Origin of the sequence: Paraburkholderia sp. GAS82, assembly GCF_050436285.1 — a bacterium.
Lineage (GTDB): Bacteria > Pseudomonadota > Gammaproteobacteria > Burkholderiales > Burkholderiaceae > Paraburkholderia > Paraburkholderia phenazinium_B.
Map to the genome: position 1 here is coordinate 576,909 of NZ_JBNDLX010000006.1, position 20,495 is coordinate 597,403.

The window sequence follows — 20,495 nt, forward strand, 5'->3', positions numbered from 1 at the left end:
GGCGTGTCGGCGGGCATTGGCGCAAAGCGTTAGAATCGCGCACGCACACTCGATTACTCCCGGGCACGGAAATGTGTCAAAGCCGAGTGCCGAAGTCGCCCAAGCAAAATTTACGAACGACCGTTCACAAATTTCTATTTTGCGCTAAACTCATACGCAAGCCCTGATTCCACATGAAGGTCCTCGATCTACAGTGCCCGCATGGCCATCGGTTTGAAGGCTGGTTTGCCTCCGCCGAAGACTTTGAGTCGCAGTTGTCCCGCAAGCTTGTCGAATGTCCTATTTGCGGCGCGACCGAAGTGAGCCGTTTGCCGTCGGCGCCCCGGCTGAATCTGTCGGGTGCGAGCGCGGCGGCGCAAGCCCCTGCGGGCACGGAAGAGCAGCCGGCGCGTGTCATGCGCGCGCTGCGCGAGGTACTGGAAAAGACTGAGAACGTGGGTGACCGCTTCGCCGAGGAAGCACGGCGCATTCACTACAACGAAGCGCCTGCACGCAGCATTCGCGGTGTTACGACACCGGAAGATGCAAAAGCCCTGGTTGAAGAAGGCATTGAAGTGATGTCGCTGCCGATCCCGGCCGCTCTGAAGGAACCGTTGCAATAGCGCAGCGGCTCCCTGGCGGCGGGACAGCCGCGGCCAGGAGACACTGCGCATGAATCTGGATTATTCCCCCGCTGACGACGCGTTCCGCGCCGACATCCGCGCCTGGCTCGAAGCGAATTTGCCTCACGAGCTAAGCGACAAAGTACTCAATCACAAGCGTCTGAATCGCGAAGACTTCGCGAACTGGCACAAGCTGCTCGGCACGCGCGGCTGGTCGGTGATCGCCTGGCCGACCGAATACGGCGGCCCGGGGTGGGATGCTACACAACGGCACATCTGGGACGAAGAGTGCGCCCGTATCGGCGCGCCCTCGGTGTTGCCGTTCGGCGTGTCGATGGTCGCGCCCGTTTTGATGAAATACGGCAGCGAGGCGCAAAAGCGTCACTACTTGCCACGGATTCTGGACGGCTCGGACTGGTGGTGCCAAGGCTACTCGGAACCCGGTTCGGGCTCGGACCTCGCTTCGCTGCGCACGCGCGCCGAGCGGGTTGGCGATCACTACGTCGTGAACGGTCAGAAGACGTGGACCACGCTCGGCCAGCACGCCGACATGATGTTTTGCCTCGTGCGTACCGACAGCGGCGCAAAAAAGCAGGAGGGCATCTCGTTCCTGCTGATCGATATGAAGACGCCGGGCATCACGGTGCGCCCGATCATCACGCTCGACGAAGATCATGAAGTCAACGAAGTGTTCTTCGAAGACGTGAAGGTGCCGGTCGAGAATCTGGTCGGCGACGAAAATCGCGGCTGGACCTACGCTAAATATCTGCTGGGCCATGAGCGTACGGGGATTGCGCGCGTCGGTCAGTCGAAGCGCGAACTTGTATTCCTGAAGCGCCTCGCGCTCGACCAGAAGAAGAACGGCAAGCCGCTTCTGCTCGACCCGGTGTTCGCCGCAAAAGTCGCGAGCCTGGAAATCGAATTGATGGCGCTTGAAGTCACGGTGCAACGCGTCGTTGCCAATGAAGCAGGCGGGCGCGGGCCGGGACCGGAAGCGTCGATGCTGAAGATCAAGGGCACTGAGGTCCAGCAGGGCCTCACCGAACTGATGTTTGAAGCCATCGGCCCACTGGCCGCGCCGTTCGACGTGTCGTTCCTCGAAGGCGAACGCGCCCACAGCATTGCCGGCGACGATGACGCCGCGCCGCTGGCCGCGTACTACTTCAACTTCCGCAAGACGTCGATCTACGGCGGCTCGAACGAAATTCAAAAGAACATCATCGCGCAGATGATTCTCGGACTCTGAGGAGCGGCGCATGGACTTCAATTTTACCGACGAACAACAGCAATTCGCCGATGCACTGCGCCGTTACCTCGACAAGAACTACGGCTTCGAAGCGCGTCAGGCTATTGTTTATTCGGACGCGGGCGCATCGGATACGCATTGGGCGGCGTTCACGGAACTTGGCTTGACGGCATTGCCGGTGCCGGAAGAACAGGGCGGCTTCAATGGCAGTCCTGTCGATATGCTGGTCGTGATGCAGGAGCTGGGCCGCGCCCTGGTGGTCGAGCCGTATTGGGCGACGGCCGTGGGCATCGAGGCATTGCGCGTTGCAGGTTCGGCGCAGGGCGAAGATGCCTCGCTGCTCGAACGCGCGGCGCAAGGTGAGATCAAGCTCGCGGTCGCCTTTCACGAGCCGCATGCCCGCTACGATCTGTTCGCCGTCGATACCACGGCGACGCAGCAAGGCGAGCATTACGCGCTGAGTGGCAAGAAATCGGTCGTGCTGCATGGCGCTCAGGCGGATCACTGGATCGTGCCTGCACGCCTGAACGGCGAGATCGCTCTGTTCGTGGTCGCACGCGAGGCAGCCGGTACGCAGATCACGGATTACCGCACCATCGACGGGCAACGCGCTGCTTCGTTGTCGTTCGAAAGCACGGCCGCGCGTCGCCTCAGTGGTCAGCATGCCGGAGCGGCGGCGCTCGAGCAGATCGCCGACTACGGCACCGTGCTGTTGTGCGCGGAAGCGGTGGGCGCGCTCGATGCGCTAAACCGCGCCACGGTTGAATACACGAAAACGCGTCAGCAGTTCGGCCAGCCAATCGCACGTTTTCAGGCCTTGCAGCACCGCATGGTAGAGATGCTGATTCACGCGGAGCAGGCGCGCTCGGTGACCTATCTGGCGGCGGGGCGTTACGGCAGCACCGATACCGATGAACGGCGCCGCGCCGTCTCGGCAGCGAAGGTTCGGGTGGGGCAGGCGGCGCGTTTCGTCGGCCAGCAGGCGGTACAGTTGCACGGCGGCATGGGGGTGACGAACGAAGTGGCGGCGGCCCATCTGTTCAAGCGCCTCGCGATTATCGAAACCACGCTGGGCGACGTCGATCATCATCTTGCGCGGTTCGCCGCGCTACCTGGTTTTGCCGCCGCCGAAGTTTGAGGGGGGTGGCCGGTCCTAACGAGTGAGGTGTCACCATGGGATTGAGTTTCGAAGATATGGAAGTCGGTAAGGTCATCGAATGCGGCGAACACACGTTCACGCGTGAGGAGATCGTAGAGTTTGCCGAAAAGTTCGATCCGCAGCCGTTTCACATCGACGACGACGCGGCTGCCGCGTCGCCCTTCGGCGGATTGATCGCGAGCGGCTGGCATACCTGCTCGGTGATGATGGGACTGCTGGTGCGCAACGCGTTTGCCGGGTCCACGTCGATGGGCTCGCCCGGCATCGATGAAATCCGTTGGCTCAAGCCGGTGCGCGTCGGCGACACGATCCGCATGACGAATCTGGTTCTGGACAAACGTGTTTCGTCGAGCAAGCCGGACCGCGGCCTCGTCTCCACCGAATGGCAGGGTATCAACCAGCACGGCGAGACGGTGATCACCGTGCGCTCAAAGGGGCTGTTCGGTTTGCGTCATCCGGGAGCGGCCGCATGAAGCGAGATTCGGTAGGACTCGATGCGCAGGCGCTGCGTTCGCTAGTGGGTGGCGAGCCGCTCGTCAGCGAATGGCTGACAGTCGATCAGGCAAGCGTGAACGGCTTTGCCACAGCCACCGGCGATCACCAATGGATTCACGTCGATCCTGAGCGGGCGCGGCGCGAATCTCCGTTCGGCGGGCCGATTGCGCATGGCTTTCTGACCTTGTCGCTGATCCCTGCTTTGCTTCAAAAGACCGTCGTGCTCAAGCAGCGCATGGGCGTCAACTATGGTCTGAACCGCGTGCGTTTCACTGCGCCGGTGCCTGTCGACTCACAGGTGCGCGGGCGTTTTTCCGTAGCAAGTGTGGACGACGTGGATGACGCCGGAGTGCAGGTCGTGTGGAACGTGACACTGGAGCGCCAGGGCAATGAACGGCCAGTATGCGTGGCGGAATTCATCACACGGCATTACTTCTAGCGCTGGCTGGACGAGTGACGGCTTTTAGCGGCACGCAACGAGCCGTCGATGTGTGATGTGTGCGTATGACGGCGTCGTAGCGCCGCCTGCGCGTTACAGAAGACGAAAGGGCGTGAGCGGCTCTATGCCGCTCACGCCCTCTCCAAATCTCCGCATCAAATCACGAACGCGTGATCGGCATCTCCACGCGCGACGCAGCGTCGACATCCATATGACGTGCCAGTTCGAGCTTCGCGATGGCGTTGCGATGCACTTCATCCGGACCGTCGGCAAAGCGCAGCGTACGCGCTGAAGTATAGGCATAGGCGAGCGGGAAGTCGTCGCTGAGTCCGCCCGCGCCATGCGCCTGAATGGCCCAGTCGATCACCTGGCACGCCATATTCGGCGCCACGACCTTGATCATCGCGATCTCACCACGCGCGCCCTTGTTGCCGACCGTGTCCATCATGTATGCGGTCTTGAGCGTCAGCAGCCGCGCCTGTTCGATCATGCAGCGAGCCTCGGCGATGCGCTCCTGCGTGACGCCTTGCGCCGCGACCGGCTTGCCGAACGCGACGCGCTGCAGCGAGCGCTTCGCCATCAACTCGAGCGCGCGTTCCGCAAGGCCAATGAGCCGCATACAGTGGTGGATGCGTCCCGGTCCTAGCCGGCCTTGCGCGATCTCGAAGCCGCGTCCTTCGCCGAGCAGCATGTTCGACGCCGGAACGCGCACGTTCTCGAGCGTGATCTCCATGTGGCCATGCGGCGCATCGTCATAGCCGAACACCGTCAACGGACGATGCACCGTGACGCCGGTTGCGTCGGCAGGAACGAGGATCATCGATTGCTGCTGATGGCGTGGCGCTTCCGGATCCGTCTTGCCCATCACGATATACACCTTGCAGCGCGGATCTCCCGCGCCCGACGACCACCATTTGTGACCGTTGATCACATAATCGTCGCCATCGCGCGTGATGCTCGTCTGGATATTGGTGGCATCGGACGATGCCACTTCTGGTTCCGTCATCAGGAACGCTGAGCGGATCTGACCTTGCAACAGCGGTTCGAGCCACTGGCGCTTGTTGTCCGGGCTGCCGTAGCGCTCGATGGTTTCCATGTTGCCAGTGTCGGGCGCGTTGCAATTGAACACCTCCGGCGCCCAGGGCACGCGACCCATAATCTCGCATAGCGGCGCGTATTCGAGGTTGGTCAGACCCGCGCCGCGTTCCGAGTTGGGCAGGAACAGATTCCACAAACCGGCGTCGCGTGCTTTTTGCTTCAGTTGTTCGATCAGTTCGGTCGGCAACCAGGCGTTGCCGTTGGCGCGGTTGCGTCCAATTTCCTCAGCAAAGGCCCGTTCGTTCGGGTAAATGTGTTCGTCGAAGAAGGCGAGCAGTTTCTCGCGCAGTGCCTGAACCTTCGGGGTGTAATCGAAATTCATGTAAGACCTCGCGGATGACGGGGGTTTCGGTTAGCGCACTTTCTGTGCGTAGCGCCAGGCGAGCTCCGCCATGGGCTTTGCGCGCCGGCCTGCGTCGAGCGCTTGCGCGCTCGCCGCGGTGCCGTCGACGACGCGTTTCATAATGCCTTGCAGGATCGCGGCAATCCGGAACATGTTGTAGGCCAGATAGAAACTCCAGTCGCCGTGAATCTCGAAGCCGGTACGCTCGCAATAGCGTTGCACGTACTGCGCTTCGTCGGGGATGCCAAGCGCGGCCCAGTCGAGCCCCGCGATGCCGCGGAACTGCGCTGGGTCGACGTGCCATGCCATGCAGTGATAGGCGAAATCGGCGAGCGGGTCGCCGAGCGTCGACAGTTCCCAGTCGAGCACGGCGAGCACACGCGGCTCGTGCGGATGGAAGATCAGATTGTCGAGCCGGTAGTCGCCATGCACGATCGAGACGCGCGCACCGGTCTCCTCCGGCATATGCTGCGGCAGCCATTCGATCAGGCGTGTCATGGCTTCGATCGGCTCGGTTTCGGAGGCGATGTATTGCTTGCTCCAGCGGCCGATCTGTCGTGCGAAGTAGTTGCCGGGCTTGCCGTAATCGGCGAGCCCGATTGCGGCGACATCGACGCTATGCAATGCCGAGATCACGCGGTTCATCTCGTCGTAGATGGCGCTGCGCTCAGCGGGCGTCATGCCTGGTAGCGACTGATCCCACAGCACGCGACCTTCGACGAACTCCATCACATAGAACGCTCGGCCGATCACGCTTTCGTCCTCGCACAGCGCGAGCATCTGCGCGACCGGCACGTCGGTGCCGGCGAGCGCATGCATGACGCGGTACTCGCGTTCCACCGCGTGCGCGGACGGCAGCAGTTTCGCCGAGGGCCCGGGTTTCGCGCGCATGACGTAGGTGCGCGACGGCGTGATCAGCTTGAAGGTGGGATTCGACTGGCCGCCGGCGAACTGTTCGACCGTCAACGGCGCGGCGAAGCCGTCGACATGCTGCGCGAGCCATGCAGCGAGCGCGTCGTTGTCGAAGCGTTGCCGCTCGTTGACTGGACGCGTTCCCTCGAATGCTGAGTAATCGGACTTGTGTTCAGGTTCGCCCGTCTTCGTGGCTTCGCCCATTGTCTCCTCCAGTAGAGTGTTCGCTACGCTTCGCGCCTGTATTGGATGAACTGGGCGTAGAGCATTTCCATGGTCGTATTCCGCACGTCGCGATGCAGCGGCGACGGCGGCGAGTAGTTGAGCATGCGCACCACCCAGTCGCGCGGCGTGGCGCCGACGTCCAGTGCATTGATGCAGCCGGTGGCTTGCGACAGATGGCCGAAGAACGTGCGCCCCCCCGCGGTGATGGCGTGCGACAGGATGGCGCGATTGACGCCGCCGTGCAGGACCAGCAGCACGGTGTCCCACGAGGTGTCGTCGCGCAGTGCCGCAACTGCCGGCAGCACGCGGTCGAACAGTTCACCGATCGTCTCGCCACCCAGAAAACGCGTGCCCTCGGGGACAACGCCGTCGAACACGCCGAGGAATGCGGCTTCGATATCGGCCGCCGGAATGTTGCTCAGCCTGTCGCCGCGAATTTCCTGCAGTGCGGGCTCGATTTCGAGTTCGATGTGTTGATGAGTTTCGGCGAGCACGCGTTGAGCGGTTTCGATGGTGCGCGGCAAGCCGCTGACGATCACCCGGTCGAAGCGAATCTGTTGCGCGGCGAAGGCATGGCCAGCCGCGCTGGCCTGGTCGCGACCGCTCGCATTCAACGGCACCGTTTCAGGATCGATCGCGCGGCCGGTGGCGTCGAAGTACGTCACGTCGCCGTGACGCATCAGGTAAATGCGGCGCCGCTTCGGCAGTTGATAGTCAGGCATGACGGGCTCGCTGGTTCACTGGCTTCTCCGCGGGGTCAGGGGGCTCATTTGTACTTCGGGGCGCGCTTTTCGAGGAACGCGGTGATGCCTTCGAGCGCGTCGCCGTGGTGCAGCGAAGCGACGAAGTTGTCGCGTTCGGCTATCAGATGTTCGGCGAGGGGTTGCGCACCCGCAGCGGCGATCAGCGTCTTGATGCGCGCCGTGGCGTTGGGCGAAACCTTGCCGAGATCCTCGGCCCAGGCGATGGCGGCATCGCGCACCGCGCCGGGCTTGGCGATCCGGTTGACCACGCCGAGTTCGTGCAGGCGTGTCGCGCCAATCGGCTTTCCTTCAAGCAGGACTTCGGTCGCGAGCTGGCGGGGCAGGGCCTGCGCGAGGAACCATGAACCGCCGCCATCCGGTGTAAGACCGACTCGCGCGTAGGACATCACGAATTTGGCATCGTCGGCGGCGACGAGCAGATCGCAGGCGAGCGCGAGCGAGAAGCCGGCGCCGGCTGCTGCACCCTCGACCGCTGCGACCACCGGCTTCGACGAAGCGCGCAGTGCGCCAATCCATTCGCCCAGCATGTCGATGCTTTGCGCCTGCACAGAAGGGTCTTTCGCGCGATTTTCGAGCAGCCGGTTCAGATTGCCGCCGGCGCAAAAGAACTGATCGGCACCGGTCAGGACCACGGCGCGCACGGATGGGTCACGCTCGGCGCTATCGAGCGCTTCGATGCCCGCGGCGTACATGTCGGGATGCAACGCGTTACGTGCTCCGGGGTTGGAGAGCGTCAGGACGAGCGTCGATTCGCTTTCGGCCGGTCGCGAGGTCAGCAGTTCGGCGCTCATGACTGGTTCTCCGCTTTGACAGGGTTGGCAGCATCAGTTGCATCAGCTGCGTCGGCTGCATCGCCTTGCGTCAGCGAGAGGCCGAGTTGCGCACGCCGCGCGAGCCATGGCGACGGACGGTAGCGCGGATCGCTCAGCACGCTGAACATATTGCGCAGAATCGTGAGGATGGTTTTCGCGCCGAGTGCGTCGCCAAGCGCGAGCGGGCCACGCGGATAGCCCAGTCCGAGCGTCACGGCGAGGTCGATGTCTTCGGGCGTGGCGATCTGCTTTTGCGCAATCTCGCAGCCGATATTGACGATCGTCGCCACCACGCGTTGCGCGACGAAACCGGTCGAATCGCGAATCACGGTGACGGGGACACCGTCTGCAGCGAGCAATGCATGCGCCGTATCGCGCGCGGCGCGCGTCGTTGCCGGCGTGGTCATCAACGTGCGGCGTTGTGCGGCGACGAGCGGGAATAGCGCGTCTACGGCAACGACGCGGCTTGCGTCCAGACCTTCTTCGACTGCGGCCGTGGTCGCGTCGTAACCAAACGGCGTGACGACGATAAGCGAGTCTGCAGCAGGCGCGTCGCCTTCATCGAGCGTCACGCCGGCCTTCGCTACGAGTTCCAGCACCGCCTCACGTGCTTCGGGGTGACGCTTGCTGACCCACACGCATTTAGGCAATTGCGTCGGCGCGGGCGTTTCGGCGGGCACCTGCTGCTTGCCGTCGTCGTAGCGATAAAAACCTTCGCCGGTCTTGCGGCCGATCAGGCCACCCGCGAGTCGAGTGCCGGTGATCGGAGATGGCGTGAAACGCGGCTCTTCATAGAACTGGTGATAGATCGACTCCATCACCGGATGCGAGACGTCGAGCGCAGTCAGATCAAGCAGTTCGAACGGTCCGAGGCGGAAGCCCGCCTGCTCGCGCATGATGCGATCGATCTCGACGAAGCCCGCGACGCCTTCGCCCGCCACCCGCAGGCCTTCGGTATTCATCCCGCGGCCGGCGTGATTGACGATGAAGCCCGGCATATCCTTCGCGCGCACTGGCGTGTGGCCCATGCGGCGAGCGAGGTCCATCAGCGCATCGCCGGCTGCGGGATCGCTGCGCAGGCCGTCGATCACTTCGACGACTTTCATCAGCGGCACCGGGTTGAAGAAGTGATAGCCGACCACGCGCGACGGGTCGGTGCAGCCGGCGGCAATCGCGGTGATCGACAGTGACGACGTATTCGATGCCAGCACACAGCGGCCGCTGACGACGGTTTCGAGTTCGCGAAAGAGCGTGCGCTTGACGTCGAGTTTTTCGACGATCGCTTCGACCACCAGATCGCAATCCGCCAGATCGCCGATGGTTTGCGCACCGGAGACGTTGGCAAGAGCCGCTGCCGAGCGCGCTTCGTCGAGCTTGCCCTTAGCGGTGAGCTTGGCGAAGGTGTCGGCGAGATAATCGAGCGCCGCGCTCACGGCGGCCGGGTTGGTGTCGTACAGACGCACCTTCAGGTCTGCGAGGGCGGCGATCTGCGCGATGCCGCGCCCCATTGCGCCGGTTCCAACAATGCCGATAGTCTCGATGGCGTAATTGCGAGAGGTCATTGGGTTGCTCGACTCCATGGTTATTTTAGAATAGCACGCTCGTGCAATTTACTGGATGATTGATTCACAGGCCGCTAGCGCAATTCCATTGAGCGGCTTAGACCACCTGTCAGACGGAGACACCCGATGATCAAACTGTGCGGCTTTGCACTGTCCAACTACTACAACAAAGTCAAATTCGTGCTGCTTGAACACGAGATTCCATTCGAGGAAAGCTTCGTGATGACGAGCCAGGACGAGTCGCTGCTGGTGCATTCGCCGCTCGGCAAGGTGCCGTTTATCCAGACCGGGCAGGGCGATCTGTGCGAGTCGCAGGCCATCATCGAGTATCTGCACGCGTGCTTTCCCGAGAAAGGAATTTTCTCCGCGGACCCGTGGGAAGCGGCGAAAGAGCGCGAACTGATTACGTTCATCGACCTGCATCTGGAACTCGTGGCGCGCGATCTCTACAAGGAGGCCTTCTTCGGCGGCACGTTGACCGAGGCGACCAAAGGGCGCGTGGAAAAGCGGCTGGCGCGTCACGTTGCCGGGTTCAAGCGGCTCGCGACGTTCGCGCCGTTCCTGCGCGGGAAAAAATGCAGTGTGGCCGATGCCGTGGGCTTTGTGAATCTGCCGCTTGTCGGCATGGCAACGAAGATTATCTACGGACGCGACTTTCTGCTCGAAGCCGGTATCGACTGGAAGGCCTATGTGAAGGCCATCGGCGAACGGCCGGCGGCGCAACGCGTGACGGCGGATCGCAAGGCTTATATCGCGGCAACTACGAAGCAGTGAGCGGCTCGAAGCGCGATCTGCGTGCATCAGCGGCAGCGGCGCGCATGCGCGCGCCGCAACCCCATGCGATGGCGAAGAACGCGGGTTCGTTCGCGGCATCGCGGGCGTCATGCTAGAGACGCGCCAGCCGCTCGAGCGCGGTAGCGAGCGTGCTTTCCTGCTTCGCGAAGCAGAAGCGTACGACGCCCGATTCATGCGACTCGTGATAGAACGCCGACACCGGAATGGCCGCGACACCAATCTCGCTGGTTAGCCATTGTGCGAACTCGGCTTCGGGCAGATCGCTGATCGCCGAATAGTCGACGCACTGGAAGTAGGTACCGGTGCAGGGCAGCAGCTTGAAGCGTGAGTTCGCGAGGCCGGCGCGGAAGAAATCGCGTTTCTTCTGATAGAAAGCCGGCAGGTCCAGATACGGCGCCGGGTCGCGCATGTATTCGGCGAGGCCGACCTGCATCGGCGTGTTGACGGTGAATACATTGAACTGGTGGACCTTGCGGAATTCAGCGGTCAGCGCTGCTGGCGCAGCTACGTAGCCGACTTTCCAGCCCGTCACGTGATAGGTCTTGCCGAAGCTCGACACCACGAAGCTGCGTTGCGCGAGCTCCGGATAGCGCGAAACACTTTCGTGCGGCGCGCCGTCATACACCATGTGCTCGTAGACCTCGTCGGAGAGGATCAGCACGTTGGTGCCGCGTACGATTTCTTCGAGCTTGCGCATGTCTTCGGCGCGCCAGACCGTACCGGTCGGATTGTGCGGCGTGTTGATCAGCAGGAGCCGCGTTTTTGGCGTGATCGAGGCGGCGAGCTTGTCGAACGGGATCTTGTACTCGGGTGCGTCCAGCGTCACGAATACCGGCTTGCCGCCGGCGAGTTCGATGGACGGCAGGTAGCTGTCATAGGTCGGCTCGACCACGATCACTTCGTCGCCGGGATGCACTGCGCACAGAATCGCGGTCAGCAACGCCTGGGTGGCGCCCGCCGTGACGGTGATCTCGGTGTTCGCGTCGTAGCGGCGCCCGTACAGGTTGGCGAGCTTGTCGGAGATGGCCTGGCGCAGCGGTGCGGCGCCTGCCATCGGCGGGTACTGGTTGTGCCCGTCGCGCATGGCTTTGGCCACCGCGTCGACGATACGTGGATCGCAATCGAAGTCCGGAAAACCCTGCCCGAGGTTGACGGCCCCTTTTTCCGCGGCGAGCGCGCTCATCACGGTAAAAATCGTGGTGCCGACGCTTGGCAGACGGGACGGAAACGACGGAATCATCGGCGTGTCGTGCGGTGAATTCATGGCGCTGTCGGTGTTTATGCGGTGGTTTTGAAGACGGGCGAACTTCGATTGTAGGGAATTGGGGCGCGCCGCGTGCGTCAGGCCGGCGCGGGCTCGTCGGCCTGCAGCGCGCAGGCGGCGACGAACGGCGCCGGCTGGGCGATCTGGAAACCGAAGTCGCGGGCGATGCGGCGCGCGAGTTTCAGCACCGCGCGGTCCTTCGACACCAGCCAGTCGGCTTTTGCGGCATGGGCGAGTTCGAGGAACTTCTGGTCGTCGCGGTCTTTGCACTTTGGCAGCGGGCGCGGGGTTTCAGCGGGCGTGGCAGTCTGTGCGGGTTCCGGTTCGGGCGCTGCCTCGACGAGTTGCGTCAGGCGCGTCACGGTGGCGAGGGTGGCCGCCTTGTCGATCTCGCGCTTCGCGAACTGCGGGTAGTCGAGCACGTACGTGAGTTCGGCCAGGCAGCGGGCGTCGATCAACGCTTCGAGCGCGCCGCTCTCGAGGGCGGCGCGGATAGGGCGCGTATGCGGATCGTCGAACACGAGGATGTCGATCCAGACATTCGAATCGAGGACCACGCGCAGGGCGGGTGCGGCAGGGGAGGCGGGCATTCGTTACAATCTGGCTTTCGTCATTAACGCCAGGCACGGCGTGCCTGCAAGCCTCTATGATAATCGTTCTGTCGCCGGCGAAATCGCTCGACTACGAAACCCCTCCGCACGTCAAAAAGCATACGATCCCCGATTTTGTCGATGACGCTGCCGAATTGATCGGCGGGTTGCGTCATCTGTCGCCGCAACAGATCTCCACGCTGATGAGCATTTCCGATCCACTGGCCCAGCTCAACTTCCAGCGCTATGCCGAATGGTCGCCGAAGTTCGACACCCGCAATGCCAAGCAGGCGGTGCTCGCGTTCAACGGTGACGTCTACGAAGGATTCGACGCGAAGACGTTGTCGTCAGCGGATCTGGACTTTGCACAAAAGCACGTACGCGTGTTGTCTGGGCTTTATGGGCTGCTGCGGCCGCTCGATCTGCTGCAGCCTTACCGGCTCGAGATGGGGACGCGCTTTGTCAACGCGCGCGGCAAAGATCTGTACGCGTTCTGGGGCGAGCGCATTACGCAGGCCCTGAATGCGCAATTGAAGAAGAACGCGCGCGCGGCACGGGTGCTGGTCAACTGCGCTTCGGGCGAGTACTTCAAGTCGGTCAAGCCGAAGCTGCTCGAAGCGCCTGTGATCACGCCGGTGTTCGAAGACTGGAAGGGCGGCCGCTTCAAGATCATCAGCTTTCATGCGAAGCGCGCCCGCGGCCTGATGGCGCGCTATGCGGTCGAGAACCGTCTCGACGCGCCGGAGCAACTGAAGGGCTTCGATGCCGAGGGTTATACGTTCGACGCGGACGCATCGAACGATTCGACTTACGTATTCCGCCGCCGTATTGCCGAATGAGACCGGGCGAGCCTCCAGGTGAGCGGCCCGATGAGCGCTCATACTGAGCAGGAACGCGGACCGCACCGACTGCAACGGGTACATCACCCGGGAAAAAGATCATGACACTTTCTATTACTAGCAACTTCGACGCAGGCGCGATCGAAGTTCTGTCCTGCGAGCAGGCCGACAACATCCGTCTGCGCGTGAGGCCCGACAGCCGCGCCGACTTCGCGCAGTGGTTCTACTTCCGTTTGTCCGGCGCACAGGGCGAGCGCTGCGTGATGACCTTCGAGAATGCCGCCGACTGCGCCTTTCCCGAAGGCTGGCGCAACTATCAGGCGGCGGCGAGCTACGACCGCGTGAACTGGTTCCGCGTGCCGACCTCGTACGACGGCCGCGTGCTGACGATCGACCACACGCCCGACTTCGACCGTATCTACTACGCGTACTTCGAGCCGTATGGCGAAGAGCGTCATTCGGAGTTTCTCGGTGCCGTGCAACAGATGCCGCAGGCGACGTTGACCGAACTGGGCGTGACGGTCGAAGGCCGGCCGATGTCCTTGCTCACACTCGGCACGCCGCAAACCGGTGACACGCCGAAAAAGAAAATCTGGATCATCGCGCGCCAGCATCCTGGCGAAACGATGGCCGAATGGTTCGTCGAAGGGATGGTCAAGCGCCTCGCCGGCTGGGGCGATTGGGCGGGCGATCCGGTCGCGCGCAAGCTCTACGACCATGCGGTATTTTACATCGTGCCGAACATGAATCCGGATGGCAGCGTGCATGGCAATCTGCGGACCAATGCGGCCGGTGCGAATCTGAACCGGGAGTGGATGGAGCCCGATGCGGCCCGCAGCCCTGAAGTGCTGGTGGTGCGCGACGCCATTCATGCGACCGGTTGCGATCTGTTCTTCGACATTCATGGCGATGAAGCGCTGCCGTATGTGTTCGTGGCGGGTTCAGAGATGTTGCCGGGCTTCACCGAGCGGCAGGGACAGGAGCAGAAGGCTTTTATCGAGGCGTTCAAGCACGCGAGTCCGGACTTCCAGGACAAGTACGGCTACGCGGCGAGCAAGTATCGTGAAGATGCGCTGAAGCTGGCGTCGAAGTACATCGGCAAGGAGTTCGGTTGCCTGTCGCTGACGCTGGAGATGCCGTTCAAGGACAACGCGAATCTGCCGGATGAGCGAGTGGGCTGGAATGGCGAGCGCAGTGCGTCCTTGGGCGCCGCGATGCTGCAGGCAATCTTGCGGCACGTCGAGACGTTTGCTTAGGGCGGTTGCTGGAAGCGCGCTTACCTAAGCGCTAGCGCGCCATTGCGTCGGGTTCGCCGCAGCTTTCCTGCTGCGGCACTTGCTAGTGGTGGCTTTTCTTCGAACTCTTGCCGGACGATTTCTTCGTCGACTTGCCGCCCGTCGAGTGCTTGCCCTTACCGCCTTTGTGTTTGCCGGATGACGGCTCGGCGCGCGGTTTAGGCATGGGCACTGGATCGTTCCAGCTAAACGCGAGCATCTGGCTGCCCAGATAACCGCAGCGGAACTTCAGGTCGGAGGGGTCGCCACCGCCATCGTTGCGTACGCCGAGTCCTTCGACGGTGACGATGCTGTCGACCTTGACATGCTGCTTGCCTTCGTCGAACGAATCGTTCCACGGCGTGACCGCGGAATGAGCGCTATCGAAGGAGCTCGGCGGGAATTCAACGTGATCGAAAACGGTCGAGGTGCTGGCGACAAAACTGCCATGCGCTGCACAGTCGGCCACGAGCGGGTCGGCGTGCATATCATTGACGAATTTCTGGACGAGTTCGTTGTGCTGTTCGAGTTGGTCGGCGAATGCGGGAGCGATGCACATGAGCGAGAGACTTGCTGCATATGTCGCTAACCGGCCGGCCACCCGCAGCAATCGGCGCGGTACGTTGGTGCGATCCATCTAGTTCGGTAGGCGCTATTGAGACATCAGGCACGTAAGATGCCTGACGGCAGGGAGGAGTTCAATCCTGACACAAAATTTTTGACTTGTCGTGGTAGCCGTTCTCCAATCGTACTTGGGAGACGACGGATTATTACTGTCGATTGCCACCGGTAGCAGCAGATTGATGCTGATGCGGCGCGGGACCCTCTTCTTTCGAAGAGATGCCGTAGCCCGGCGTGATGTTGTGCGTCAGATGCGCGGGCCGCCGAGCCGGTAGCGGCGTACGTCGTACGTGGTGACCCACGCAGGCCGATACACTGCGATCAACGCCGTGGACATGCCGGTGAACCATGCTTCGCCGGTCGCCAGCAGGAAGATGCTGAACGCGTAGCCGACCGGTATGACGGTCATCGAGCCGCCGGAGACCGCGATATGGACGCCCACCGCGGCACTCGCGGTTAGAGCAACGGCAATAGCGGGCGAGACGAAGCCTTGCCCAAAGATGAACATGAACAGGTTGCGGGGCAGCCAGGCAATGCAAGCCCGTTGCAGCAATGCCGAGATACCGACCGGCAATGCACCGTAGACGATAAAAGTGAGCGCGATGCCTTGCCACGGTGCATCGAACACGACCGCCGCGAGCCCGGTGACCGCAGCCATGGCGACGAGTGCCAGTGCCCAGTCGAACAGCGTGACGACGAGCGTCGCGCCGAGCAGATGCATCACGGTGCCGTCGTCGAGCCATGCATTGCTCGCCCAAAGTACCGAGACGGCAACGATGATCGCCAGCCAGACGTGTTGCAGGGTGCCGTCTTGTAGCCGTTTGAACGGATTTTTCCACAGCGCGAGCGCGAGCAGCAGCGCGGTGGCGACCCAGCCACCGACAGCGACCCATAGCGGAAGCGGTGTGTAGAGGAAACCCATACATCTCATATTACTCGTTGGACGGAAAAAGGTGTGAGCGGATTCCGTGCCAGCCGGGAGAAGACACGGCTTGCCTGGCTCAGATCAAACTTCTTAAGCGCCCTGCCGGTGGGCGTCAGGTCGATTCGTCGGGCTCTGGATCGCCAAATGGAACGACGGCTTCGGCGGCCATTGGCAGGGTGTCCGTGGTGTCGTTGGCCGGCAACGGGTAAGTGAACTGCGCCGGCCTGCGGCGGCGCAGCGGGACCACCCCGGGCTCGCCCATTACCGGCCGCGCGGGGCCGTTCTGGTCGCTGCGCAGCACTTCGAGTTGGGCGGATAGCCAGCCGTTGTAGAGCGCCACGGCGGCGGCCCGGTTGGGAGCGCCAAGCTGCTGGAAGATGCTGGACAGATGGATCTTGACGGTGCCTTCGCTGATACCGAGTGTGCGGGCGATCATCTTGTTGGTGCTGCCCATGTGCACGCAACGCATGATCTGCTCCTGGCGCGGCGACAGGCCGCTCGCCAGCCGGGTGCGCTTCGGCGGCGGCTTGATGTTGACGACCTCGGGTTCGCGAGGGCCGGGTTCCGCTTGCGGTGGTGGCGGCAGTGACAGTGCCCCGGCCGGAACATAGTGACCGCCGAGCAGCACGATCTCGAGCGCACGCACGATCAGGCGCGGGTCGGTGTCGCGCAGCACTACGCCAAGCACGCCTTTGTCCAGCAGGCTGCGCACACATCTGGGCGACGTATCGTGGGTCAGCACCGCGATTCTCAGGCCGGCGTGCTCCGCCAACACCCGGCGTACTTCGGCGACGGACATCCAGTCCTGCCAGTCGATCAGCAGCAGATCGGGCGGTTGCCGCCGCAACGCCCGGTCAGCCTGGCGCCAGTCCTGTGCTTCGTTAAAACGCGCCTGACGGTCGATTTGCCGCAACAGAGCCTTGAGCCCGTCACGTCGTTCCGCGTCGGAGTTGAGAACCAAGAATCGCATGCCATGCCTCCAGATGAATCGTTCGTGGTGGCGCGATGCTCGCTCGCGGCAGAGGAAGCCGGTTGCATTGCGATGCGCCACCAGCGCCATGATGACAAATTCCTTGCTTCTTGACGGCCTGGCCAGAAGACATAGGATGATTGTCATGGCCGGTGCTGGTGTCCTGAAAAAAGCGAACGGCCCGATCAGCGCAAGCCGATCGGGCCGTTTCATTGTGGCAGGCGGTTTGGCCGCGCCAGCCTGGTGCCGCTTGCGCGGTCACCGCTGGTCGCGTCAGTGGAAATGCGGTTGCGCGGGTTCTGCGTCTTCCGGCATTTCGGCGTGTACGATTTCGCCGAGCGGGTCCGCGTAGAGCGGCACTCCGCAGTCGTCGCAATATTCAGGCTCGAAACGGCCCGCGTGACGCCGGATGTCCGTTACGCCGGTTTCCTTCAGCAGTGCGACGATTTCTTCGAGCGGGCCGTTGTCGGCCGCCGTTTCTTGCGGCTCCTCGTCGATGCCCGGCTCGCCGTTTTCACGGCCGTACAACGGCCACACGACGCCGTAGATCACATCATTGCTGCCGCGGCGGGTGAAGCCGACGCGATATTCGTCGATCCGACGCTCGCCGAAGCCCGCGACCACCGCTCGCAAATCGGCTGGCGCCGCGCTGATGGTGTCGAACAGATAGCGCACGGCGGTGCGCACGGTATGCGGACGCACGCGTTCGTCTGCGTCGCGGCAAGCCGAATAGTAGGCGTCCGGCAACAAACACTCGAATTCGCAACCCGGAAGCGCCAGCGACAGATTGGCACCCCCTTGCGTAGCCCATTGCTCGAGACATTGACCGCGCTCGATGCGGTTGCCGTGCTCCTCTTCCTGCCAGCGAAATACCGGCGCGCCGACGGGCGCCGCGACCACAGCCAGCAGAAAGCGCGGATCGGCCAGGATCGGCGAGGTCTCGGGCAGTTCGCCGAAATTGATTTTTACAGCGCCTGCGCCGAGCGCCGCTTGCGTAAGTTGCTGCGCGATGCGCCACGTTTCGACGTGATGGCGGGGCAACTGATCGATGCTGTACAGGAATGGCGCCAGGGCCACGCGTGTGCCGGCGGCAAGTACGTGCGCCTGCAGATGGGCGCGCAGCGCGTCCGCCGAGTCGTTCTTCAGCGGACCCGACGGGATGGCATAGCGGGTCCAGGCCAGCACCGGTGCGGCGATCAGCAACGCTTCGTACGTTATGCCCTCGTGCTCGATGATGAACGATTCGCTATGCGTTTCCGCCATGTCGGCGAGCGCACCGTATGCATCCGGATGATTCTGCTGGAGATGGTCGAGCGCGGCGTCCAGCGTTGTCTGGTTGGCGTTGCGAACGATCTTGGTTAGCAGCGCATCGAGCTTCGCTTCCCAGAAGCGGTCTTCGGTGCGGCTGCCCGACGCGAATAGCGCGAGCGAAAGACCGACCAGCTTGTCGGCATCAGGGGGGAGACGTTTGGCGATTCGCGAGCGCATAAATCCAGGAATGGGGGGCACAGAACCGTATATTCTAGTCTTTTCTGTGCCGTCCTATCATTTGTATGTCACCCGTGGCGGATCGCGCCGCGTGCAGCCCGGCGCAGGCGTGGTCGCGGAGGACTGGAGCAACCTGTCTTAGGCCATCCGGCGGGTTGACCGGGACGTCCTGGTTGACGCAAGGTAGAGGTCGTTAAGCGGTGGACTTCCATACCGACCGCCTTCGGCGTCGCGCCTATGAGTGTGCGCCCGAGTGGCGTTGTGGTCTGACACAACGAGGGGATTCAAAGTGAAATCGGACCAACTGATCGAGCGGCTTGCCGCTGTGTTTGCATTGATTGTACTGGTAGGCGGTTCGTTACTTGTGCTGGCGCCATTCACGACTGCATTGCTGTGGGGCGCCATTCTTAGCTATAGCTCCTGGGGGTTGTACCGCAAGCTGACGGCGGTCGTCGGAGGTCGACGCAAGCTGTCGGCGTTACTGATTGTTCTCATTATCCTGGTGGTAGTTCTGGGTCCGTTCGTCTACGCGGGATTTGCTTTCGGCGCCCACGTACACGAAATCATCGCTCTGGTGCACAAGCTGTTCGACGACGGCTTGCCGGATCTGCCGGACTGGGTGGTGCGGATACCGTTGGTTGGTCCTAATATCGAGGCCTTCTGGGCGCATCTGACAAGCGGCAATTCCGAGTTGATTGCGCAGATGCGAACCCTTGCCGCGCCTGCGGGTAGATGGATTTTGGCTGCTGCGATTGCGGTGACGCATGGGTTGGGGCTACTGGCGCTCAGTATTGTGCTGGCGTTCTTTTTCTACACCGGCGGTGAGGGTGCGGCTGCATGGTTGAATGCCGGCATGCGCCGCATTGCTGGCGAGCGGGCGGATTATCTGCTGGCGCTGGCGGGTAGCACGGTGCGAGGCGTTGTCTACGGCATTCTCGGTACGGCGCTGGTGCAGGGGGTACTAGCCGGATTCGGCTGCTGGATCGCCGGTGTGCCGGCGCCCGCGTTGCTTGGGTTGGCAACCTTCTTTCTGTCCGTCATTCCGGGCGGTCCGGTCATAGTCTGGTTGCCGGCCGCAATCTGGCTTTACCACGGTGGCGCGACCGGCTGGGCGATCTTTCTCGTTATCTGGGGAGTCGTCGCGGTGGGTATGTCGGACAACGTCATCAAGCCTATCCTGATTGGCAAGAGCAGCGATATGCCGTTGATTCTGGTGATGCTGGGGATTCTTGGTGGTGCGTTTGCGTTCGGCTTCCTGGGCGTGTTTATTGGGCCCACGTTGCTAGCCGTTGCATACACCGTGCTGCATGACTGGACGATCGGCTCTTCGACTGCGCGCACCTTGGCTCCTAAGGCAGGGCCGGCAGCGATTGAGGAAGCGCAGCCGGTTCAAAAGGCCCCGTGAAATAAATTCCTGATAGCGCTTGCAAGCCATGTGCTGGGTCGCTAGAATCTCGTTCTTTCGCGCTTCGGACACCGGAGCGCGGGGAGCGGGAGAGCCAGCGGTGGCAAGGCTTTCGGCGAGTCGGGCAGGTCAGGCTGGTGCAAAAAACCTGTTGACGACGTAGCGGAAGTTCTTCATAATCTCGTTTCTCTGCTGCTGATGCAGCGACGCAGAACGAAGCGGTACCGAAGGGTTGTGAAGGTGATGCAACGCGGTGCCGGTTTGGTGGTGAATGCGTAACCGATCTTTAAAAATTAACAGCCGATAAGTGTGGGCGCTTGATGGCGACGCGGCGGTGGACCTTTCGGGGTTTGCCGCGAAAGCGAAAGTATCAAGTCTCACACAGTAATGAAAGGAAGGTTTTTTCATCGCAAGATGATTGAACAATTCGTCAGTACGTTGAGTGAGCGACCGGTTCTTAGATTGAACCGAAAACAGTAACAGGAATTGAACTGAAGAGTTTGATCCTGGCTCAGATTGAACGCTGGCGGCATGCCTTACACATGCAAGTCGAACGGCAGCACGGGGGCAACCCTGGTGGCGAGTGGCGAACGGGTGAGTAATACATCGGAACGTGTCCTGTAGTGGGGGATAGCCCGGCGAAAGCCGGATTAATACCGCATACGCT

20 protein-coding genes and 1 rRNA gene are annotated in these 20,495 nt (G+C 62.2%); 10 read left to right on the forward strand and 11 right to left on the reverse strand.

Features of this window, described 5'->3' with window-relative positions; translation table 11 throughout:
* Positions 1 to 173: 173 nt before the first annotated feature.
* The 5 genes from P3T17_RS21830 to P3T17_RS21850 are packed head-to-tail and all read left to right on the forward strand — an operon-like array spanning position 174 to position 3,941.
* Positions 174 to 602 carry a DUF1178 family protein gene (locus tag P3T17_RS21830; RefSeq protein ID WP_429408832.1) on the forward strand — a complete coding sequence of 143 codons (429 nt, stop codon included), beginning with the start codon at positions 174 to 176 and terminating at the stop codon, positions 600 to 602.
* A 49-nt stretch (positions 603 to 651) separates the two neighbouring features.
* Complete coding sequence (locus P3T17_RS21835; protein WP_074265297.1) at positions 652 to 1,848, forward strand: acyl-CoA dehydrogenase family protein; 1,197 nt, start codon at positions 652 to 654, stop codon at positions 1,846 to 1,848.
* 10 nt (positions 1,849 to 1,858) lie between these two features.
* A complete protein-coding gene (locus tag P3T17_RS21840; RefSeq protein WP_429408833.1) occupies positions 1,859 to 2,986 on the forward strand; it encodes an acyl-CoA dehydrogenase family protein in 1,128 nt (375 codons plus the stop codon).
* 35 nt (positions 2,987 to 3,021) lie between these two features.
* Positions 3,022 to 3,480, forward strand: a complete 459-nt coding sequence (locus P3T17_RS21845) for a MaoC family dehydratase (RefSeq protein ID WP_074265295.1) — start codon at positions 3,022 to 3,024, stop codon at positions 3,478 to 3,480.
* Positions 3,477 to 3,941, forward strand: coding sequence for a MaoC family dehydratase (locus P3T17_RS21850; RefSeq protein WP_429408834.1), 465 nt, complete (start codon positions 3,477 to 3,479; stop codon positions 3,939 to 3,941). Before P3T17_RS21845 ends, P3T17_RS21850 begins: the two co-directional genes overlap by 4 nt.
* A 160-nt stretch (positions 3,942 to 4,101) precedes the next feature.
* On the opposite strand, the gene P3T17_RS21855 is transcribed toward P3T17_RS21850, so the two are convergent.
* Genes P3T17_RS21855 through P3T17_RS21875 form a run of 5 tightly spaced genes read right to left on the reverse strand, consistent with a single transcriptional unit; the run spans position 4,102 to position 9,657 of the window.
* Positions 4,102 to 5,361: an acyl-CoA dehydrogenase family protein gene (locus P3T17_RS21855; protein ID WP_074265293.1), complete on the reverse strand. Its 1,260-nt coding sequence runs from the start codon at positions 5,359 to 5,361 to the stop codon at positions 4,102 to 4,104.
* 30 nt (positions 5,362 to 5,391) lie between these two features.
* Positions 5,392 to 6,498 carry a phosphotransferase gene (locus P3T17_RS21860; RefSeq protein WP_429286207.1) on the reverse strand — a complete coding sequence of 369 codons (1,107 nt, stop codon included), beginning with the start codon at positions 6,496 to 6,498 and terminating at the stop codon, positions 5,392 to 5,394.
* Positions 6,499 to 6,521: 23 nt separating this feature from the next.
* Positions 6,522 to 7,241, reverse strand: coding sequence for a histidine phosphatase family protein (locus P3T17_RS21865; protein ID WP_429408835.1), 720 nt, complete (start codon positions 7,239 to 7,241; stop codon positions 6,522 to 6,524).
* Between the two features lie 44 nt (positions 7,242 to 7,285).
* Positions 7,286 to 8,074: an oxepin-CoA hydrolase, alternative type gene (locus P3T17_RS21870; protein ID WP_429408836.1), complete on the reverse strand. Its 789-nt coding sequence runs from the start codon at positions 8,072 to 8,074 to the stop codon at positions 7,286 to 7,288.
* Complete coding sequence (locus tag P3T17_RS21875; protein ID WP_429408837.1) at positions 8,071 to 9,657, reverse strand: 3-hydroxyacyl-CoA dehydrogenase; 1,587 nt, start codon at positions 9,655 to 9,657, stop codon at positions 8,071 to 8,073. Before P3T17_RS21875 ends, P3T17_RS21870 begins: the two co-directional genes overlap by 4 nt.
* 126 nt (positions 9,658 to 9,783) lie before the next feature.
* Here P3T17_RS21875 and P3T17_RS21880 point away from each other — a divergent pair, with 126 nt between their 5' ends.
* On the forward strand, positions 9,784 to 10,431 hold the full coding sequence (locus tag P3T17_RS21880) for a glutathione S-transferase (protein WP_429408838.1): 648 nt from the start codon (positions 9,784 to 9,786) through the stop codon (positions 10,429 to 10,431).
* Positions 10,432 to 10,543: 112 nt separating this feature from the next.
* Here the strand turns inward: P3T17_RS21880 and P3T17_RS21885 are convergent, their stop codons facing one another.
* Both P3T17_RS21885 and P3T17_RS21890 read right to left on the reverse strand, forming a co-directional pair.
* Entirely contained in the window at positions 10,544 to 11,716 is a 1,173-nt protein-coding gene (locus P3T17_RS21885) for a pyridoxal phosphate-dependent aminotransferase (protein WP_429408839.1), read from the reverse strand.
* Between the two features lie 77 nt (positions 11,717 to 11,793).
* Positions 11,794 to 12,306, reverse strand: a complete 513-nt coding sequence (locus P3T17_RS21890) for a putative toxin-antitoxin system toxin component, PIN family (RefSeq protein ID WP_429408840.1) — start codon at positions 12,304 to 12,306, stop codon at positions 11,794 to 11,796.
* Positions 12,307 to 12,362: 56 nt separating this feature from the next.
* Here P3T17_RS21890 and yaaA point away from each other — a divergent pair, with 56 nt between their 5' ends.
* Together yaaA and P3T17_RS21900 are read left to right on the forward strand one after the other, a co-directional pair.
* Positions 12,363 to 13,145, forward strand: coding sequence for a peroxide stress protein YaaA (gene yaaA / locus P3T17_RS21895; RefSeq protein WP_074265285.1), 783 nt, complete (start codon positions 12,363 to 12,365; stop codon positions 13,143 to 13,145).
* A gap of 101 nt (positions 13,146 to 13,246) precedes the next feature.
* Positions 13,247 to 14,401, forward strand: coding sequence for a M14 family metallopeptidase (locus P3T17_RS21900; RefSeq protein ID WP_429408841.1), 1,155 nt, complete (start codon positions 13,247 to 13,249; stop codon positions 14,399 to 14,401).
* Between the two features lie 82 nt (positions 14,402 to 14,483).
* Here the strand turns inward: P3T17_RS21900 and P3T17_RS21905 are convergent, their stop codons facing one another.
* The 4 genes from P3T17_RS21905 to P3T17_RS21920 form a co-directional block, all read right to left on the reverse strand.
* Positions 14,484 to 15,056: a BspC domain-containing protein gene (locus P3T17_RS21905; protein WP_074265283.1), complete on the reverse strand. Its 573-nt coding sequence runs from the start codon at positions 15,054 to 15,056 to the stop codon at positions 14,484 to 14,486.
* 231 nt (positions 15,057 to 15,287) lie between these two features.
* Entirely contained in the window at positions 15,288 to 15,962 is a 675-nt protein-coding gene (locus tag P3T17_RS21910) for an energy-coupling factor ABC transporter permease (RefSeq protein ID WP_429408842.1), read from the reverse strand.
* Positions 15,963 to 16,077: 115 nt separating this feature from the next.
* Complete coding sequence (locus P3T17_RS21915; RefSeq protein WP_074266144.1) at positions 16,078 to 16,935, reverse strand: LuxR C-terminal-related transcriptional regulator; 858 nt, start codon at positions 16,933 to 16,935, stop codon at positions 16,078 to 16,080.
* 273 nt (positions 16,936 to 17,208) lie between these two features.
* A complete protein-coding gene (locus P3T17_RS21920; protein ID WP_074265281.1) occupies positions 17,209 to 18,423 on the reverse strand; it encodes a DUF2863 family protein in 1,215 nt (404 codons plus the stop codon).
* Positions 18,424 to 18,712: 289 nt separating this feature from the next.
* On the opposite strand from P3T17_RS21920, the gene P3T17_RS21925 reads away from it, so the two are divergent.
* Together P3T17_RS21925 and P3T17_RS21930 are read left to right on the forward strand one after the other, a co-directional pair.
* Positions 18,713 to 19,828, forward strand: coding sequence for an AI-2E family transporter (locus P3T17_RS21925; protein WP_074265280.1), 1,116 nt, complete (start codon positions 18,713 to 18,715; stop codon positions 19,826 to 19,828).
* Between the two features lie 488 nt (positions 19,829 to 20,316).
* A 16S ribosomal RNA gene (locus P3T17_RS21930) occupies positions 20,317 to 20,495 on the forward strand; the annotation flags it as partial.

Excerpts from the sequence above, each read along its gene's own strand:
- P3T17_RS21855 (WP_074265293.1), bottom strand. The coding sequence starts at position 5,361 with ATGAATTTCGATTACACCCCGAAGGTTCAGGCACTGCGCGAGAAACTG.
- P3T17_RS21830 (WP_429408832.1), top strand. The coding sequence starts at position 174 with ATGAAGGTCCTCGATCTACAGTGCCCGCATGGCCATCGGTTTGAAGGC.
- P3T17_RS21915 (WP_074266144.1), bottom strand. The coding sequence starts at position 16,935 with ATGCGATTCTTGGTTCTCAACTCCGACGCGGAACGACGTGACGGGCTC.
- P3T17_RS21845 (WP_074265295.1), top strand. The coding sequence starts at position 3,022 with ATGGGATTGAGTTTCGAAGATATGGAAGTCGGTAAGGTCATCGAATGC.
- P3T17_RS21870 (WP_429408836.1), bottom strand. The coding sequence starts at position 8,074 with ATGAGCGCCGAACTGCTGACCTCGCGACCGGCCGAAAGCGAATCGACG.
- P3T17_RS21875 (WP_429408837.1), bottom strand. The coding sequence starts at position 9,657 with ATGACCTCTCGCAATTACGCCATCGAGACTATCGGCATTGTTGGAACC.
- P3T17_RS21890 (WP_429408840.1), bottom strand. The coding sequence starts at position 12,306 with ATGCCCGCCTCCCCTGCCGCACCCGCCCTGCGCGTGGTCCTCGATTCG.
- P3T17_RS21905 (WP_074265283.1), bottom strand. The coding sequence starts at position 15,056 with ATGGATCGCACCAACGTACCGCGCCGATTGCTGCGGGTGGCCGGCCGG.
- P3T17_RS21910 (WP_429408842.1), bottom strand. The coding sequence starts at position 15,962 with ATGGGTTTCCTCTACACACCGCTTCCGCTATGGGTCGCTGTCGGTGGC.
- P3T17_RS21885 (WP_429408839.1), bottom strand. The coding sequence starts at position 11,716 with ATGAATTCACCGCACGACACGCCGATGATTCCGTCGTTTCCGTCCCGT.
- P3T17_RS21865 (WP_429408835.1), bottom strand. The coding sequence starts at position 7,241 with ATGCCTGACTATCAACTGCCGAAGCGGCGCCGCATTTACCTGATGCGT.
- P3T17_RS21840 (WP_429408833.1), top strand. The coding sequence starts at position 1,859 with ATGGACTTCAATTTTACCGACGAACAACAGCAATTCGCCGATGCACTG.
- P3T17_RS21850 (WP_429408834.1), top strand. The coding sequence starts at position 3,477 with ATGAAGCGAGATTCGGTAGGACTCGATGCGCAGGCGCTGCGTTCGCTA.
- P3T17_RS21880 (WP_429408838.1), top strand. The coding sequence starts at position 9,784 with ATGATCAAACTGTGCGGCTTTGCACTGTCCAACTACTACAACAAAGTC.
- P3T17_RS21835 (WP_074265297.1), top strand. The coding sequence starts at position 652 with ATGAATCTGGATTATTCCCCCGCTGACGACGCGTTCCGCGCCGACATC.
- yaaA (WP_074265285.1), top strand. The coding sequence starts at position 12,363 with ATGATAATCGTTCTGTCGCCGGCGAAATCGCTCGACTACGAAACCCCT.
- P3T17_RS21900 (WP_429408841.1), top strand. The coding sequence starts at position 13,247 with ATGACACTTTCTATTACTAGCAACTTCGACGCAGGCGCGATCGAAGTT.
- P3T17_RS21860 (WP_429286207.1), bottom strand. The coding sequence starts at position 6,498 with ATGGGCGAAGCCACGAAGACGGGCGAACCTGAACACAAGTCCGATTAC.
- P3T17_RS21920 (WP_074265281.1), bottom strand. The coding sequence starts at position 18,423 with ATGCGCTCGCGAATCGCCAAACGTCTCCCCCCTGATGCCGACAAGCTG.